At 46.8% G+C, this 16,810-nt stretch carries 12 protein-coding genes, 1 tRNA gene and 1 pseudogene; 4 read left to right on the top strand and 10 right to left on the bottom strand.

From position 1 onward, the window contains the following. Positions 1–250: 250 nt before the first annotated feature. Together QUB16_RS24340 and QUB16_RS24335 are read left to right on the top strand one after the other, a co-directional pair. Positions 251–1,462: a transposase gene (locus QUB16_RS24340; RefSeq protein WP_333320096.1), complete on the top strand. Its 1,212-nt coding sequence runs from the start codon at positions 251–253 to the stop codon at positions 1,460–1,462. 3 nt (positions 1,463–1,465) lie between these two features. Further along, a pseudogene (locus tag QUB16_RS24335) lies at positions 1,466–2,299 on the top strand (MBL fold metallo-hydrolase); the annotation flags it as partial. A 383-nt stretch (positions 2,300–2,682) separates the two neighbouring features. Here QUB16_RS24335 and hcp read toward each other — a convergent pair. The 4 genes from hcp to acsF form a co-directional block, all read right to left on the bottom strand. Next, positions 2,683–4,350, bottom strand: a complete 1,668-nt coding sequence (hcp, locus tag QUB16_RS24330) for a hydroxylamine reductase (protein ID WP_333320094.1) — start codon at positions 4,348–4,350, stop codon at positions 2,683–2,685. A gap of 244 nt (positions 4,351–4,594) precedes the next feature. Further along, positions 4,595–5,992 carry an oxygen-independent coproporphyrinogen III oxidase gene (hemN, locus tag QUB16_RS24325; protein ID WP_333320092.1) on the bottom strand — a complete coding sequence of 466 codons (1,398 nt, stop codon included), beginning with the start codon at positions 5,990–5,992 and terminating at the stop codon, positions 4,595–4,597. An 86-nt stretch (positions 5,993–6,078) separates the two neighbouring features. Then, positions 6,079–6,825: a heme oxygenase (biliverdin-producing) gene (locus tag QUB16_RS24320; protein ID WP_333320090.1), complete on the bottom strand. Its 747-nt coding sequence runs from the start codon at positions 6,823–6,825 to the stop codon at positions 6,079–6,081. A gap of 11 nt (positions 6,826–6,836) precedes the next feature. Continuing rightward, complete coding sequence (gene acsF / locus QUB16_RS24315; RefSeq protein ID WP_333320088.1) at positions 6,837–7,913, bottom strand: magnesium-protoporphyrin IX monomethyl ester (oxidative) cyclase; 1,077 nt, start codon at positions 7,911–7,913, stop codon at positions 6,837–6,839. 189 nt (positions 7,914–8,102) lie between these two features. Between acsF and QUB16_RS24310 the strand changes: the two genes are divergently transcribed. Next, positions 8,103–8,504, top strand: coding sequence for a helix-turn-helix domain-containing protein (locus tag QUB16_RS24310; protein WP_333320086.1), 402 nt, complete (start codon positions 8,103–8,105; stop codon positions 8,502–8,504). 368 nt (positions 8,505–8,872) lie between these two features. Here QUB16_RS24310 and QUB16_RS24305 read toward each other — a convergent pair whose 3' ends face one another. From QUB16_RS24305 to gcvH, 3 genes are all read right to left on the bottom strand, one after another. Next, a complete protein-coding gene (locus tag QUB16_RS24305) occupies positions 8,873–9,499 on the bottom strand; it encodes a serine/threonine-protein kinase (protein ID WP_333320084.1) in 627 nt (208 codons plus the stop codon). A 186-nt stretch (positions 9,500–9,685) separates the two neighbouring features. Beyond that, the gene (gene gcvP, locus QUB16_RS24300) at positions 9,686–12,679 is read right to left on the bottom strand and encodes an aminomethyl-transferring glycine dehydrogenase (RefSeq protein ID WP_445251161.1); all 2,994 of its coding nucleotides are present in this window, start codon (positions 12,677–12,679) and stop codon (positions 9,686–9,688) included. A 539-nt stretch (positions 12,680–13,218) separates the two neighbouring features. Next, positions 13,219–13,608: a glycine cleavage system protein GcvH gene (gene gcvH / locus QUB16_RS24295; protein ID WP_333320082.1), complete on the bottom strand. Its 390-nt coding sequence runs from the start codon at positions 13,606–13,608 to the stop codon at positions 13,219–13,221. 59 nt (positions 13,609–13,667) lie between these two features. On the opposite strand from gcvH, the gene QUB16_RS24290 reads away from it, so the two are divergent. Continuing rightward, positions 13,668–14,510: an alpha/beta hydrolase gene (locus QUB16_RS24290; protein ID WP_333320080.1), complete on the top strand. Its 843-nt coding sequence runs from the start codon at positions 13,668–13,670 to the stop codon at positions 14,508–14,510. 238 nt (positions 14,511–14,748) lie between these two features. Here QUB16_RS24290 and gcvT read toward each other — a convergent pair whose 3' ends face one another. From gcvT to QUB16_RS24275, 3 genes are all read right to left on the bottom strand, one after another. Continuing rightward, the gene (gcvT, locus tag QUB16_RS24285) at positions 14,749–15,900 is read right to left on the bottom strand and encodes a glycine cleavage system aminomethyltransferase GcvT (protein ID WP_333320078.1); all 1,152 of its coding nucleotides are present in this window, start codon (positions 15,898–15,900) and stop codon (positions 14,749–14,751) included. A 319-nt stretch (positions 15,901–16,219) separates the two neighbouring features. Beyond that, positions 16,220–16,292, bottom strand: a tRNA-Ala gene (locus QUB16_RS24280). Between the two features lie 153 nt (positions 16,293–16,445). Further along, positions 16,446–16,649 (bottom strand): hypothetical protein, encoded by a 204-nt coding sequence (locus QUB16_RS24275; RefSeq protein WP_096832242.1) that lies wholly within the window; start codon positions 16,647–16,649, stop codon positions 16,446–16,448. Positions 16,650–16,810: the final 161 nt, after the last annotated feature.

Below are 16,810 nucleotides of genomic sequence, written 5' to 3'. Positions count from 1 at the left end.
GTGGGTCGTTGACCAATTATATTGTAATATAAAGCCGTCCTAAAAGGACGAGGTTTCTACCCAATTTTCTGATGAAAACCCCGTGACTTTAGTCCGGGGATGAAAGGGAGAAGGAGGCTTTAGCTTCCCAGTATCTTTCATTAGATATTAGGATTGCAACTTAGGATACAACTCTGTAAAGTCTTGTAAACACTTTGATGATATTAAGCTAGTGCTGTTAGCATAAGAAGAACGTGATGAGGTCGAAGTCATGCTAGTTTTTGAATTCAAAGCATACGGTAAAAAGCAGCAATTCGATGCTGTAGATGAAGCAATTAGAACAGTGCAGTTCATCCGTAACAAAGCATTGCGCTTTTGGATGGAAAACCAAAAAGTCAACAAATATGACTTGAATAAGTACAGCGCTGTTTTAGCTAAAGAGTTTCCGTTTTGCGATGAATTGAATAGCATGGCTCGACAATCAAGCGCCGAAAGAGCGTGGTCGGCAATCGCCCGCTTCTACGACAACTGTAAAAAGAAAATTCCCGGGAAAAAGGGATTTCCGCAATTCCAGAAAGACAACCGCTCAGTCGAATACAAAACGACCGGGTGGCGTCTAGCGACAGACCGGAAATCTATCACTTTTACAGATAAGAATGGAATCGGGAAACTCAAATTAAAAGGAACGCGAGACTTACATTTCTATCAGCTTAGCCAAATTAAGCGAGTGCGCTTAGTCAAACGAGCCGATGGATACTACATCCAGTTTTGCGTTCAAGTTGACCGTTCCGAGAAGATTGAAGTTACAGGTAATGCTATTGGATTAGACGTGGGGCTCAAAGAGTTCTACACAGACTCTAATGGTGTTACAGTCGAAAATCCGCGTTTTTTGGGCAAAGGAGATCGCCGACTAAAGAAAGCCCAAAGGCGGCTTTCAAAGCGAGTCAAAGGTTCAGAAAATAGAAAAAAAGCTAGGGTAATTCTAGGAAAACGCCACCTCAAAATAAGTAGACAGCGTAAAGATTTTGCTGTGAAATTAGCAAGATGCGTCATCCAGTCAAACGACTGTGTAGTCTATGAAGATTTGAGAATCAAAAACATGGTGAAGAATCACTGCTTAGCTAAATCGATTAACGACGCATCTTGGTATATGTTTCGAGTGTGGATGGAATATTTCGGTAAAGTATTCGGAAGGATTACAATTGCCGTGCCAGCCCACGGGACGAGTCAAGAATGTTCTAGCTGCGGAACCATTGTTAAGAAAAGTCTATCAACGCGAACTCACGCTTGTCGGTGTGGATGTGTATTAGATCGCGATCGCAACGCAGGTAGAAATATCCTAAGTCGGGGATTGAGTACGGCGGGGCACGTCGGAACTTGGATCTTAGATCCGAACGCTTGTGGAGAGTTGACCGCTACCGATGTTGAAGTAATTCTGCATCGGCAAGTCGATTCTGCGAATCAAGAATCCCCTCGGCTTTAGCCAGGGGAGTGTCAAGTAGACAATACCTGCATTGAGTGTGATACTTGTCGGTGGATGGCACCTGAAGTATTTGGTCAAGCGGGAGAACAGTCTGCGGTTTACCACCAGCCAACTAATGAAACTGAAGAAATGCGATCGCTCGCGGCTCTTTTGTCTTGTCCCACAAGTTCGATCGGCACTGTAGAAAAACCCAAAAGCATCAAACAAGCCCAGCAACTGTTGCCCGCACTCGTAGCAGAAAATGTCTATCACTGCGGCTACCACTCAGAGAATTCCTACGCCGCAGCCAGCTATTTAATTGTCCGCCCCGAAGGCAACATTTTAGTTGATTCTCCCCGTTTTGTGCCGCCGCTAGTCAAAAACATAGAAGCAATGGGCGGCATTCGCTATATGTACTTGACTCACGGCGATGATGTGGCAGATCATCAACTATACCACGATCATTTTGGGTGCGATCGCATCATTCATTATGACGAAATTAACGCTGATACTTGCCGTGTAGAAATGCAATTGTCGCCCACCGAACCGTATCAACTAGCAGATGATTTGTTGATTATATCGGTGCCAGGTCACACGAAAGGTCACACCGTTTTGCTTTACAATAACACGTTTTTGTTCACAGGCGATCATCTTGCTTGGTCGGAAAGTTTGCAGCAGCTAGTTGGCTTTCACGATGTCTGTTGGTATTCTTGGCCCGAACAAATCAAATCTATGCAGAAGTTGGCTAATTACTCGTTTGAATGGGTGTTGCCGGGACACGGCCGCAGGTATAATGCCGATCGACAAACAATGAGCAATCAAATGCAAAAGTGTATTGCTTGGATGCTCGATGCTTAGTGCGATCGGGTTCATAACTCCGACTCAGCCAGATTCATTTGACCCGGTAGCTTGTGAAAATCCGACTGCCATCTTTGAGAATATGAATCTCCATCCGATCGCTCGCCCATTCCTATCTCTCTTCTCGACATCTGCGTGAATCAGCGTCAATCCCTTATCATCTGCGGCTCGATAAATTCTCTTTTTTTCACCGCAGATGAGGGCAGATAAACACAGATCAACGCAGATGAATCCCTCTGAATAGACTTAGGATCGCGAATTAAATAATTTACACTCTTGAAAGTGGGGAGTAGGGGTTGGGCTTATAGCCCGCCCTTTCTGGACGGGCGGGACGCCCATCCCACAAGAACCATCAAAATTCTAAGTTATTTAATTCTCATTCCTTAGCGAATGACTGCTAATGGGCTCAAGCAAGCTGCTAGATCGGCATCAGGGGTGGTAATGGCCTGCAAGTTATATTTCTCCGACAGAAGCTTGAATACATTGGGAGAAATAAACGCCGGTAATGTCGGCCCTAGACGAATGTTTTTAATCCCCAAATGCAAGAGAGTTAGCAAGACGGCTACTGCCTTTTGTTCATACCACGACAGAATCATGGAAAGGGGTATATCGTTGACACCTACCTCAAAGGCATTGGCTAGGGCTACAGCAATCTGAATCGCGGAGTAGGCATCGTTGCACTGACCAACATCCATCAGGCGGGGTAGTCCGTCAATGTCGCCCATTTGTCGATCGAAGAAGCGAAACTTACCGCAAGCTAGGGTGAGCACGACACAATCATCAGGCACTTTTTCTACGAACTCGGTGTAGTAGTTGCGATCGGGTTTGGCTCCATCACAGCCCCCTACCAGGAAGAAATGGCGGATTTTACGCTGTTTGACAGCCTCAATGATTTTATCTGCCACACCTAGGACTGTATTGTGGGCAAAACCAACTGTGACTTCCCTGGGGGGTGCATCTTCAGTAAAGCCGGGAAGTGCCAGTGCTTTCTCAATAACGGGAGTAAAATCGGGTGTGCCATTGTCGATCTCACTCAAGTTAATCAGACCCGGATAGCCGACGGGGCCAACGCTAAAGAGTTTATTTTCATAATAGGAATGGGTTGGCATTAAGCAGTTGGTCGTAATCACGATCGCACCGGGGAACTTGCCAAAATCCTTGGTTTGGTTCTGCCAAGCAGTGCCGTAGTGACCGTAGAGATGGGGATACTGCTGTTTTAGTTTGGGATAGCCGTGGGCTGGTAGAAGTTCGCCGTGGGTGTAAACAGTAATTCCCGTGTCTGCTGTTTGCTTGAGTAAGCCTTCGAGTTGTTTGATGTCATGTCCTGAAACCAGAATCGCCTTCCCTTGCCGTGGATTGAGGGGAACAGGCGTGGGAATTGGGTGCCCATAGGTACCGGTATGTCCGGCATCCAATAGTTCCATAGAGCGCAGATTAATGGCTCCCACCTCAAGAGCAAGATCCACCCACTCCTGCAAGCTCAAAGTCTGGTTATCGAGGGCGACAAGTGCCTCATAAATGAAACGATACACCCGCTCGTCTTCCTGGCCCACTTCGTAGGCGTGGAAGGTGTAGGAGGCAAGACCCTTAACCCCATATAGCACTGTGAGTTTGAGTGAGAAAATATCCACATTCGAGGCAGACTGACTGAGGAACTGGAGGGAAATCTGCTCACCCTGCTCAACCAGGCTCTCCTCAAAGTTGGGTTCAAAGTCGGAAATTGCAGCCCAGGTGGGTGGAGTGTCTGTTGCTTGCTGCACTTGAGCCTTGAGGTTGGCGCGATGGGCGATCGCTTCCTGGAGATACTCAACAAACCGCTTTTCGGAAAAGTTGACATTCGTCATCGTGGCAAAGATCGTTTCGCAGGTGAAGACATCCACTGCATGAGTATCAATGCCTAACTCTTTTGCTTTCAGGGCAATCGGAGCCAACCCGCGCAGATAATAAATCAGCAGATCTTGGATAGCATTCACTTGGGGACTTTTCCCACAAGCACCAAACTGATGGCATCCTTGTCCGCTTGCTGTTTGTTCGCATTGTTCACAGAACATTGATTTTTCCTTGTTGAATTGGTTAGAATTTACGCAACAACTCGGTTATGAAAGTATTTATCCGTCCCTGACTATGTTAACAACTCTGAGTTAACTCACATCTTGTAGCATTCTCAAGAACGGGCTCTCCGGCCCGTTCCACAAAGAGTGATTTTTTTTGTTGTGGAACAGGCCGAAAAGCCTGTTCCTAAACAAGTAATTGAGAATGGTGCAACATCTCAGAGTTAACAAATCTGACGACGATTCATAGGGACTTGGAAAACCGTTTGCTTGAGTGGGGGATGAGATAGCTATCAAACACGGATGCAATATTGCGAATTAGCAAGCGGCCGAGCGCGGTTACTTCAATGCCATCGCCCCATCGTTTGATTAACCCATCGGCTTCTAAGGCCTCAAGTTGTGGCAAAACCTGAGCGAAATAGTCATTAAAATCGAGATCGAAGCCGAGATGGTATTTTTCTTCCAAATCTTGCACCGACAGTTGGAATTGACACATTAATTCCATAATTACTGTGCGCCGAATCAGATCGTCTTGATTAAGTATAACACCTTTTTCGATCGGCAATTCACCCGCATCGATCGCCCGATAAAAATCTTTCAATCCCTTGTGGTTTTGGGTATACACATCCTGCAACATACTGATGGAAGTCATGCCAAAGCCCAACAGATCCGATTCTGGCTTAGTGGTATAACCCTGAAAATTACGATGTAGTTGCCCAGCTTGTTGCGCGATAGCTAGTTCATCATTAGGCTTAGCAAAGTGATCCATACCAATAAACACATAGCCATTTTGCGTCAGTTGGGCGATCGTACTTTGCAGAATTTTCAGCTTTTCGCCCGCAGTCGGCAAAGCAGATTCCGGCATCCGTTTCTGAACCGGTTTGAGCCAGGGAACATAGGCAAAATTAAAGACGGCAATGCGATCGGGATTTAATTGCAAGGTCTTCTTTACCGTTTCCTGGAATGTTGCTTGTGTCTGGAAAGGTAAGCCGTAAATTAAATCCACATTGACACTTTCAAACCCAGCTTCCCGCATCCAATCCATCACATCAAACAACATCGCTTCGGGCTGCACCCGATTGATCGCTTGCTGCACGGTGGGATTAAAGTCTTGAATACCAAAGCTAATCCGATTGAATCCTAATTGTCGCAAAAATAGAATATATTCGCGATCGATATAGCTAGGATTGACTTCGATCGATATTTCTGCAGCGTCATCGAACCGAAAATATCGATTTAACTGGTTCCAGAGAAACTCTACCTGACTGCGATCGAGATAGTTGGGCGTGCCGCCGCCCCAGTGCAACTGATGCACCAGCCGATCGGCATCCAGCAAACTGGCAACTTGGCGAATTTGGCGATCGAGATAGCCTAAATAGGGTTCTACCACCTCCTTGCGCTGGGTAATGATGGTATTGCAGCCGCAGAAATAACAGGGCGTTTCGCAAAAGGGAATGTGGCAGTAAAGCGATAAGGGGGTTCGTTTGTGATTGCCGACGGCGATCGCGGTTTTAAATGCGTTGCGATCGAAATCAGTGCTTAATTCTGTGGCGGGTGGATAGCTGGTATAGCGAGGTAAAGGCTGGTTGTATTTATTCAACAATGCAGCATCAAATTCAACCGTTTGTGATAACTGTTTCATTAACCGATTTATCCTTCTGTTGTTGTGTAAATTCAGAACCCCGGCATATTTTAGAGATACGATCGATCTTGTTTTCCTTGGGCGAGTTATTTCGCGACAGATTCTCGCTTGACATGAGGGCTGCGGCCTTCTGTGCTACCGGGGCGATCTTGCCGAGTCAGCAAATCAAAGGTATGGTCTCCAATCGCCGCTTTCACATCGGCTTCGAGTTCGTGCATTACATCCTGGTTAAGAGTAAATGCCGTATTTGCTTCTGCGACAATTCGCTCGATCGTGTCAGCATCCACCGGAAACTCATCAAAGGTTTGGCGATAGCGTTCCTTAAATTCTCGCCTTGCTTCTGGTGTCGAGATTTGGGAAAATTCATAGAAATTTGTTCCCTGATCCGGCGGCAGAGACAACGCCGATCGAATCACGTTTTTCAAGCTTTGTCCGCCGGATAAATCACCCATGTAGCGGGTGTAGGCATGGGCAATCAGCAGGACTGGATCGGTTGCTGAGAGGGTTTGAATGCGATCGCGATACACAGAACCCGCTGGCGAAGCCGTAATTTCCTCCCGCCAATTTTCACCGTAATAAAAAGCTAGATCGCAAGCCAGATTCTCAGTGCGATTTAACTCAGGGAAATAGAGGGTTCCGATAATCGGGTGGTTGACATGGCTCTGCAAAGCCGTTTCTAAGGCGCTGTAAACAAAGTACAGATCGGCAAATAGTTTACGCAAAGGTTCCCGTTCCACAATGCCTTTCATAAAGCATTTCATAAATGCCGTATTTTCGGCTGTGGTGTGGGATTGCATCGTGCCTTCTCGGAGGCGTGTCGATAGATTAGTCATGGCAATATCTCCTAATTAATAGCGGTTCTGGACGATTCAGCATTAATCGATGGCAGTAAATAAAGGCGCAACAACTGCCAGAAAATCACAGCAATCCAGGGTAATTTTTGGCAAAATTGGATGGCGGCAGGGCGCTGATTAGTTGAGATTTCTGCTAGCTTCTGATTGGCGATCGCACATCGATCCAAACGGGGAAAGAATTCTGGATGGTGGGTATCTAAAATACTGGGAAACGCCCGTTTTGCTGTTTCATTGGTGTGATGAATCACCTGCTTGTTATATTCATCGGGGTCGATGCCGATCGAGTCATAAAATGTGGAGCGTTCCAACACCGTCATTGTGTGGGTGGCAAACACCGTCAGTAGGAAAAAGCGCGCCCAGAGTCTTGCCTTCCAGTTATTCCAAAGCTTAGGCTGCGATCGCAACAAAGCCTTAAAGAAATCCCCATGCCGATTTTCGTCTTGGCACCAATTCTCGAAGTAGCGAAACAGGGGATAAATTTGATATTCTGGATGTTGTTCGAGATGGCGATACACCAAAATATAGCGCCAGTAGCCAATTTTTTCCGACAGATAAACAGTATAAATTACCCATTCTGGAGGGAAGAATGTGTAGGTACGATTTTTTGTTAAATAGCCCAGATCGAGAGACAACCCAAAATCTGCCATCGCCTTATTCAAGAAACCGGCATGACGCGCTTCATCCCGTGCCAGTAAGCTAAAGGCTTCCGATAACAAGGGTTGGCGATTCTTAAGTTTGCGGGATAGTTCTTTGAACAACAGAAAACCAGAAAATTCTGAGGTACAGGATCGCTCTAAAAAGTCAATAAATGCCTTTCGCGTTTCGCCATCAATCTTGTCCCAGCATTGCTCAAACTCTTGATTGCGGACAAAATGGTGGCGGTTATAGTCCGCGCGCAATTCTGCTACAACTGCTTCTAATTCCGCTTGTTGCCCCGACAGATCCATTTCGGCAACGGCATCAAAATTGGTGGTGTAAAAGCGGGGTGTTAACAGGGTTTCTTGAACAGGTGCTTTAATGCTGGATGGGAGACCAGCAGACTCCGATTTACTAATTGAACTGACCATAGGAGTGGAGAGTGGATTGTTCGGAATTGATGACTGTGCACCACATTGCCTTAATCCGCGATCGCCCACAAGTCAGTTACCAGTGGTATCCTATAGTTACTTTAGGTAAAGCATTGAAGCCAATAGGACGCTTGAGCCATTTCTAAAGAAATATGGAAATTATCGTGAAGGCAACTGTGCAGGGAGTTTATGGTGGAAGCAAGTCAGTGCGTAGAGGTTAAATGTCCGATTCAATTTGTGCTGGATTTGTTGGACAATAAATGGTCAATTTTGGTTCTACGCGAACTGTTTGGAGGCGCGAGGCGTCCCCACGAATTACTCGCGGCACTTCCTGGCATCAGCACCAAAACCCTCACCCAACGCCTACGAGAGTTAGAATCTCAAGGGTTAGTCGATCGGCGTGTTTATGCCGAGATTCCGCCCCGCGTAGAATATTCCCTCACGCCCAAGGGTCGCCAAATTCAACCGGTGATGGTAGCCCTGCATCAAGTAGGATCGCAGTGGCTGGGACAGGAGAGTTGTATTTGTCCCCTAACACACTCGGATGCTAAGGACGATCGCCTGGATGCTTCAGGTCTAATTGCAGATTAAAAATGTCAGAATTATTCATCTCTCTCTTCTCTTCCTCAGTGTCCTCTGCGTCCTCTGCGGTTTAATCATTATTTCGTTCCCACCGACCGATCAAGTAAAAACCCGGTTTCTTTAGTCGAAGTGCGTAATATAATTGATAGTTTCTACTAGGCAAATACGGCTGCTACAGCTTGCGGCAATGCGATTCGATGGGTGCGTAACACTCCGTCCCGGAATTGTTATTTGTCCGCAATTTCCCCGGCGCTGTCACCTGTCGCGCTATGCCAAAATCAATCAAAACTGCACCCCCCTGGCCCCCCTGATTAAGGGGGGAAGAAGAAATTTCGCCCCCCTGATTAAGGGGGAAGAAGAGAAGGGGAAATTTTCTCTTACTCCCACCCTTGGCAAGGGGGGGCTGGGGGGGTTCTTAGCATAATATTTTGGGGTTTAACATCAAGGTGAGTAAATCCTTGCTGGTGGACAAAACTCAGCGCGCTTCCCACTTGTTGAATAATTGGCAAAGCTTTCTCTTCCGACAAAATGCCGTTATCTTCGAGATGGCTTGCTAAGTCAATTCCGTCGATTAATTCCATCACCATGCACCACAATTCGATATTTCCTACCTTTTCGGGAAACACTTCGTAAACTTGGACGACGTGGGGATGGCTGCACTTGGCTAAAGATAAAGCTTCGTTGATAAATTTCGTTTGGAATTCGCGAAAGTTTGGCTTACCTTGAACGTTGGCATTTAGGGTTTTGATGGCGACTACTTTACCTTCTTTAAGGTTTTGGGCGCGGTAGGTGACACCGAATCCCCCGCCGCCGAGAATTTCTTCGATTAGGTATTTGCCGTTGTGATTTGTTCTCCGGGGGGCCAGTGCCTCATGGTGGGTGGTGAGGATGGAGAGGATGGCTTTGATTATAGCTGAGACGGGGGAATTTTTGTTGAGTGGTCGCGTGAGGTTGAGAAACCGGGTTTTTTGGAGTTTTTGGGTTGTAGTTAGGTATTGTCGCAAAAACCCGGTTTCTTGAGGCCTTTGGTGAGGTGGATATCGGCATCTATCAAACCCGGAGATCCCCCCTAGCCCCCCTTAAGAAGGGGGGGACCCGAAGTAATCAAAGTCAACCCCTACTCCCCTTATTAAGGGGGATTTAGGGGGATCTAGACTCAGATATAAACGAGATTTAAATGGATTACAATCTTAAGTGTAAGCCTCCATTGGTAAACAAGAACAGACAAAATTACGATCGCCAAACGCATTATCTATCCGCCCCACCGCCGGCCAAAACTTATGTTCGCGAGTCCAAGATGTCGGATAAGCCGCTTGCGCGCGAGTATAAGGACGATTCCACTCATCAACCATCAGAGATTCTGCGGTGTGCGGCGCATTTTTCAAAACGTTATTTTGTGCGTCAACATTACCTTTTTCAATCTCCGCAATTTCGCCTCGAATTGCAATCATTGCATCGCAAAAACGGTCTAATTCCTGCTTCGATTCGCTTTCCGTCGGTTCCACCATTACCGTACCAGCAACCGGCCAAGAAACCGTCGGCGCGTGATAGCCGTAATCCATCAACCGTTTAGCGATATCTTCTACTTCAATAGCCGCAGATTTTTTGAGCGATCGCAAATCTAGAATACACTCGTGCGCCACCAAACCCGCTTTCCCTTTGTACAAAACCGGATAATAAGATGCTAAGCGATGCGCCATGTAATTAGCATTAAGAATTGCTACTTTTGTCGCCTCAGTTAAACCGAATCCTCCCATCATCCGAATGTACATCCAAGAAATAGTCAAAATGCTAGCACTTCCCCAAGGCGCTGCGGAAACTGCACCAACGGATTGGGATATTTCGCCTTTAGGAAGGGGTGGCTGTATGTTGCTCCCCCCCTTAGCAAGGGGGGGCTGGGGGGGGTAAGATTTTGATTGTTCATCAGTAGAAGGTAAGAAAGGCACTAAATGAGACATTACCCCAATCGGCCCCATTCCCGGCCCACCGCCGCCGTGGGGAATACAGAAAGTTTTGTGCAAATTCAAGTGACAAACATCAGCACCAAAATCACCGGGGCGGCACAAACCAACTTGAGCATTCATATTTGCGCCGTCCATATAAACTTGTCCGCCCCAGTTGTGGACAATATCGCAAATCTCTTTAATTTCTTCCTCAAAAACGCCGTGCGTAGATGGATATGTCACCATCAACGCTGCCAGTTCATTTTTGTGTTTCTCTGCTTTTTTCTGTAAATCGGCAACATCAATATTACCCTGAGAATCGCACTCGACAGCAACTACTTTCATCCCCGCCATAACTGCGCTAGCCGGATTTGTACCGTGGGCTGACTGGGGAATCAAACAGATATTTCGGTGAGATTCGCCTCGGTGTTCGTGGTATTGGCGAATAACTAACAAGCCCGCGTATTCGCCTTGGGAACCGGCGTTTGGCTGCAAAGAAATTCCCGCGAAACCGGTGATTTCTGCCAGCCACTGTTCTAGTTGCACGAACATCATTTGATAGCCGCGACTTTGATCGCGGGGTGCAAAGGGATGTATCTTGCCAAATTCCGCCCAAGTCACGGGCATCATCTCTGCTGTGGCATTCAATTTCATTGTGCAAGAACCCAAGGGAATCATCGATGTGTTTAGCGATAAATCCTTGGCTTCTAAACGGTGCAAATAGCGCAAGAGTTCAGTTTCTGAATGGTAGCTGTTGAAAACTGGGTGGGCGAGATAGCTGCTGGTGCGATCGCAAAAATCTGGTAAGGTCAAATAGGAATTCAATGCGTCTGCATCCAGTGGAATGTTGAGAGCATTCTGCCCGTCACCCCTGATATAATCTTTATTCTGTGCAAAAATTTCCCACAACTCTTGCACATCTTCAACGCTGACAGTTTCATCTAAAGTGATTCCCACTGTCGAATCCTCGAAAACTCGGAGATTAATTTGGCGTACTTTAGCAGCTTCTAGAAGTTCTGACAGCGGTTTGTCTCCCAATTCTACCCGCAAAGTATCGAAGAAAGGTTGAGAACCAATTTTGTATCCGAAACTTCTTAAACCCGATGCCAAAAGTGCTGTTAAAGTCCATACTTTCTCAGCAATGTCTTTCAGTCCAGACGGGCCGTGATAAACAGCATACATACTCGCCATCACTGCCAGCAAAACTTGAGCAGTACAAATATTGCTGGTTGCTTTTTCGCGGCGGATGTGTTGTTCGCGAGTTTGCAAGGCTAAACGTAAAGCAGATTTGCCGTTGGCATCTTTAGAAACGCCAACTATTCTCCCCGGAACTTGCCGTTTAAACTCTTCTCGCGTGGCGAAATAGGCTGCGTGGGGCCCTCCGAATCCCATCGGCACTCCGAAGCGCTGAGTGCTTCCTACGGCTATATCCGCGCCGAATTCGCCGGGGGGTGTGAGCAAGCACAGGCTCAATATGTCGGCGGCGACTGTGACTAATGCGCCGGCTTCGTGTGCCGATCGAATAAAATCGGTATAGTCGTAAATTGCGCCGTCTGTGGCGGGGTATTGCACGAGAGCGCCGAAGATTGTACGATCGAACTCAAAGCTTTGATGGTCGCCGACAATTACCTCAATTCCCAGCGGCTTAGCGCGAGTTTGCACCACTTCCACAGTTTGAGGGTGGCAATCTTGGGAAACAAAAAACGCTTTTGCCCCCTTTTTGTTGGCGCCGTAACTCACCGCCATCGCTTCCGCCGCCGCTGTCCCTTCATCCAGCAAGGAAGCGTTGGCTATTTCCAAACCCGTGAGGTCAATTATCATGGTTTGGAAGTTCAGTAAAGCTTCCAATCGTCCTTGAGCAATTTCAGCTTGGTAGGGAGTGTAAGCTGTATACCAGCCTGGATTTTCCAGGATATTCCGCTGAATGACGGGGGGAGTTATGCAGTCGTGATATCCAGTGCCGATGTACGATCGAAATACCTGATTTTTTGCAGCAATTTCTTTCAATTCTGCCAAAGCGCTGTACTCGCTTTGCGCTGCGGGAAGTTGTAAGGGTTGAGAAATGCGAATCGCCGCTGGAACCGTTTTGTCAATCAACTCATCGAGGCTGGAAATGCCCAAAACATTGAGCATTTGCTGGATTTCGCTGGGTGTCGGGCCAATGTGCCGACCCGCAAAACCATTGATGGAGGAAAGGTTTTGCTGCTGGTTGGGTTCAAGTTGAGGGCTGTAGAGTACCAAGGCGGATTCTCCTGAATTGACTTTGCTTCTTTGTTTGTAACATTTTGCTAAGAAAACCAGGAAGATTTTCTGCGTCTATCCAAGTGCGACAGTCCGACAGGGGTTGAAACCCCTGTCTCATAGCTAAAGTCGTCTGAAGACGACTAAGGAAGATTTTTTGCGTGTATCAAAGTCCGACAGTCCGACAGTCCGACAGTCCGACAGTCCGATAGTCCGATAGTCCGACAGTCCGACAGTCCGATAGTCCGATAGTCCGACAGTCCGATAGTCCGATAGTCCGACAGGGGTTGAAACCCCTGTCTCATAGCTAAAGTCGTCTGAAGACGACTGTAGATTAAGGTCGATGGTTGAAACCGCTGTCGAGAGTCAAACGAAGTCTGCCTTAGCGGACAAGCGAGATAAAGGGGGTATTTAAGCCGGATTTGGTATCAGTCGTCTTTAGACGACTTGTGCTATTAGCCAGGGGTTTCAACCCCTGGCGGATTGTGGAATTATCAACGAGCCCCATGCCCCATGCCCTATGCCCTATTCCCTATTCCCTATTCCCCTTCGACCATTTTGCGATACTCCGGGGCCGAGAAAGCCTCGTCTGCTTCGCTGGGATTGTCAACGCGCACTTTCAGCAGCCATCCAGCGCCATAGGGGTCGTCGGCCAAATTTTCGGGAGCCTCTATAATGTCATCATTGCGTTCTACGACTATACCGGTAACTGGTGCTTTCAAGTCTTCAACGGCTTTCACTGACTCGACTGTACCGAAAGCTTCGCCCTTTTCCAACCCTGCACCGACTTCTGGCAAATCTAGAAACACGATATCGCCGAGTTGGTCAACTGCAAAGGCACTAATGCCGATGGTGGCAATTTCGCCTTCTAGTCGGATGTATTCGTGGGTGTCTAGGTATTTCAGGTCATCGGGGTATGTTAGTGCCATGTCTTTTCTCGCAATAAAAAAGTATTAGTTAAATCTTATTCAACTATGAGCCTTTAGTAATGACTAAATGGAACAGAAAAAATATTAAACGCTTGCTTTTTGGAGAATTTTCTGTCAAAAGACTGATGCGCTCTATAATTTTTATTTACGCATTTCTATGTTTTTACGGTTTCTTTTTTTCAGAACGGCTAATTTTTCAACCTCCCCCATCTAGTCAGAGTGATAGCAGGGAAGTTATCAAAGTTAGCTCAGCTAATGGTGTGAAAATTTCTGCTGTTCATTTTCCTAACCCGCAAGCTAAATATACCATACTTTACAGTCACGGAAATGCGGAAGACTTGGACGGCATTTTGTGGCTACTCAGAGAGATTCGAGATAGCGGGTTTGCTGTGTTTGCCTATGATTATCAAGGTTACGGCACGAGTCAGGGAAATCCTTCTGAGTATAATACTTATCGTGATATTGATGCTGCTTACAATTATTTAACCCAACAGTTGGGAGTATCTGCAAAGCAAATTATTCTTTACGGGCGTTCTGTGGGGGGTGGGCCGGCAATTGATTTGGCTTCACGGCAAAAAGTCGGCGGTTTGGTGGTTGAAAGTTCCTTTGTTTCGGCTTTTCGGGTGTTGACGCGGATTCCTATTTTACCATTTGACAAGTTTGTGAATATTGATAAGATTGGCAAAGTTCGATCGCCTGTTTTGGTGATTCATGGTAAGGCTGATGAGGTGGTGCATTTTTGGCATGGAGAGGAGTTGTTTGCAGCGGCGAATCAGCCGAAATTGAATTTTTGGGTTGATGGGGCCGGTCATAATGATTTGATGGATGTGGCGGGCGATCGCTATGCTGCAACTTTGCGAAATTTTGCTAAGCTAGTAGATGAATCTTCTCGACCAAGATGAGCAACGGGCTAGAAGCCCGTTCCACAAGAACACCTACACTTACACTTTCTTGTGGGGAGTAGGGGTTGGGCTTCTAGCCCGGGAGCATCTCAGTTTTGTAAAAAGCATTTTTTTTATTGTAGTGCGAGCGTCCCCGCTCGCGTATTGTACAATACGCGAGCGGGGACGCTCGCACTGTAAATGCAAAACTGAGATGCTCCCTCTAGCCCGCCCCAGAATTAATGCTCACCTAATTAAGTTAACTGGGGCGGTTTGGCGATTTATAAAATGGTTTTTTCACCACACTAGCCGGATAGTTTTTCCCGCGAATTTCGACCTCTAATTGCTGACCGATTTTCGCTAATTTTGCCGGAACAAATGCGAGGGCTACTGGCCGATTCAAAGTAGGCGATAATGTACCGCTAGTAACTTCTCCTACTGTTTCGCCTTCAAATATTACCGGATAGCCGTGGCGCGCAATGTGTCGCCCCTGCATTTCTAACCCTACCAACCGCTTCGATACTCCACTCGCTTTCTGCTGTTCCAAAACCTCCCGCCCAATAAAATCGCCTTTGGTGTCGAGGTGAACAACCCAACCCAATCCAGCTTCTAAAGGTGTGATATTGTCGTCGATATCTTGACCGTAAAGAGCCATTGCTGCTTCTAAACGCAAGGTATCTCTCGCACCCAAACCGCAGGGTACAACGCCAGCAGTTAACAATTTTTGCCACAGTTCTTTTCCTACTTCGGCATCCACCATGATTTCAAACCCATCTTCCCCGGTGTAACCAGTTCTGGCGATAAAACTCGGCTGTCCCAACACATTTGTTTCTAAGTGACCGAATGCCTTAATTGGTGCGAGGTTGTCTTCCACAAAAGGCTGGAGATAGTTAACAGCCTCTGGCCCTTGAATTGCAATTAAAACTTTATCTTCGGAAATGTCTGTAAAACTGAGTTCGCTCAATTCTAAGTGAGTGGTGATCCATGCTTTGTCTGCGATGCGAGTGGCGGCGTTGACAATGATTACTGCACGTTCTTCGCTAGTGATAGGGTCTGGTTCTTGGCAGTAGAAAATAATGTCGTCTAAGATGCAGCCTTGGGCATTTAGCAAGACTGTATATTGAGCTTGACCGGGTTGCAAGCGGCTCAAGTCTGAGGGTACTAAGGGTTGAAATTTTTCTATTACTTGTTTCCCTCTCAAACCAAATTTTCCCATGTGGGAAATGTCGAACATTCCTGCTTGCTGGCGTACTGCTTGGTGTTCGCTGCTGATGCCTGCGTACTGTACTGCCATCTCCCACCCGGAAAAGGGCACCATCCGAGCTTTGAGTTCTAATGATAGGTCGTACAGAGGCGTGCGGGCAAGTTGGCTCGGACTCTCTGGATTGCTGGGTTCAGTTGACTTTGCCACAGGTAGCGCTTTGGTTGGGGATAGACTGTTTTGATTTTACGGGAAAATTGGTTTTCGCGGTGTGTAGGGTGATCGAATTTAAGGACACGGCAATGCTGTTTAGGTACAAGTCGCGATCGAATTTAACCACGCGGTGGTACTGTTTAGGTACAAATTAGGATACGGCAGTGCCGTTTCCCTACTCTAATAGACCTCTTGCAAAAATCCTTTCATCAATTGATGGGACGGGCTCTCCGGCCCGTCCCACAAGAGTTATTTTTTCTTGTGGGATGGGCCGGAGAGCCCGTCCTAATTATTTTTGCAAGAGGTCTAATGTTTATGGAGAATAGCGGGCTCGAACCGCTGACCCCTACAATGCCATTGTAGTGCTCTACCAACTGAGCTAATTCCCCTTTCTTTTCGCGCTCTCAATCATGCCTTAACTGACCAATATTTGTCAAGCTTTTTGGGGAAATTAGTTTTGAGCCTTCGGCTGGCAAGGCTTTCGGCTTTTTTTCCACAAAACTCTCCTCGCTTCTGGACAATGGTCAATCGCCTACTATCATTTAGTAAGTGTGTTGGGATATTTCGCTCAAATGGCTCAAACAAGACCCCATGAGGAAGTAGACGACTAGCAGAGCGGCGGCTGAGACCGCAACTAGGGTGCCGGCTAGCATTAGTGAAAATTCCCGTTGCGCGATCGCCTCTTGCATTAAGTGCAAAGACCAGGCAACGAGGGCAACGTCAATTATTAAAATAGAAACCAGCATAAGTTACGATTTGTAACAGCTTACCTATTGTAACAAAACTTTTCGCTCCGTGCAGATAAGCTCAGGCGTATTTAACTTTTGCTGTAAAACCCGAAGGGAGCAGCGGAAAGCTAGTGAGAAAAAATTATAGCTTTTGGTGATAATTACAATATGCAAAGTAA

This window comes from Microcoleus sp. D3_18a_C4, assembly GCF_036702415.1.
Classification (GTDB): Bacteria; Cyanobacteriota; Cyanobacteriia; order Cyanobacteriales; family Microcoleaceae; genus Microcoleus.
Note: the sequence above shows the minus strand (reverse complement) of the source record. Positions and strands in the feature narration are given on the sequence as shown.

Coding starts and splice junctions, on each gene's coding strand:
- QUB16_RS24340 (WP_333320096.1), top strand. CDS start 251: ATGCTAGTTTTTGAATTCAAAGCATACGGTAAAAAGCAGCAATTCGAT.
- hcp (WP_333320094.1), bottom strand. CDS start 4,350: ATGTTCTGTGAACAATGCGAACAAACAGCAAGCGGACAAGGATGCCAT.
- hemN (WP_333320092.1), bottom strand. CDS start 5,992: ATGAAACAGTTATCACAAACGGTTGAATTTGATGCTGCATTGTTGAAT.
- QUB16_RS24320 (WP_333320090.1), bottom strand. CDS start 6,825: ATGACTAATCTATCGACACGCCTCCGAGAAGGCACGATGCAATCCCAC.
- acsF (WP_333320088.1), bottom strand. CDS start 7,913: ATGGTCAGTTCAATTAGTAAATCGGAGTCTGCTGGTCTCCCATCCAGC.
- QUB16_RS24310 (WP_333320086.1), top strand. CDS start 8,103: ATGGTGGAAGCAAGTCAGTGCGTAGAGGTTAAATGTCCGATTCAATTT.
- gcvH (WP_333320082.1), bottom strand. CDS start 13,608: ATGGCACTAACATACCCCGATGACCTGAAATACCTAGACACCCACGAA.
- QUB16_RS24290 (WP_333320080.1), top strand. CDS start 13,668: ATGACTAAATGGAACAGAAAAAATATTAAACGCTTGCTTTTTGGAGAA.
- QUB16_RS24275 (WP_096832242.1), bottom strand. CDS start 16,649: ATGCTGGTTTCTATTTTAATAATTGACGTTGCCCTCGTTGCCTGGTCT.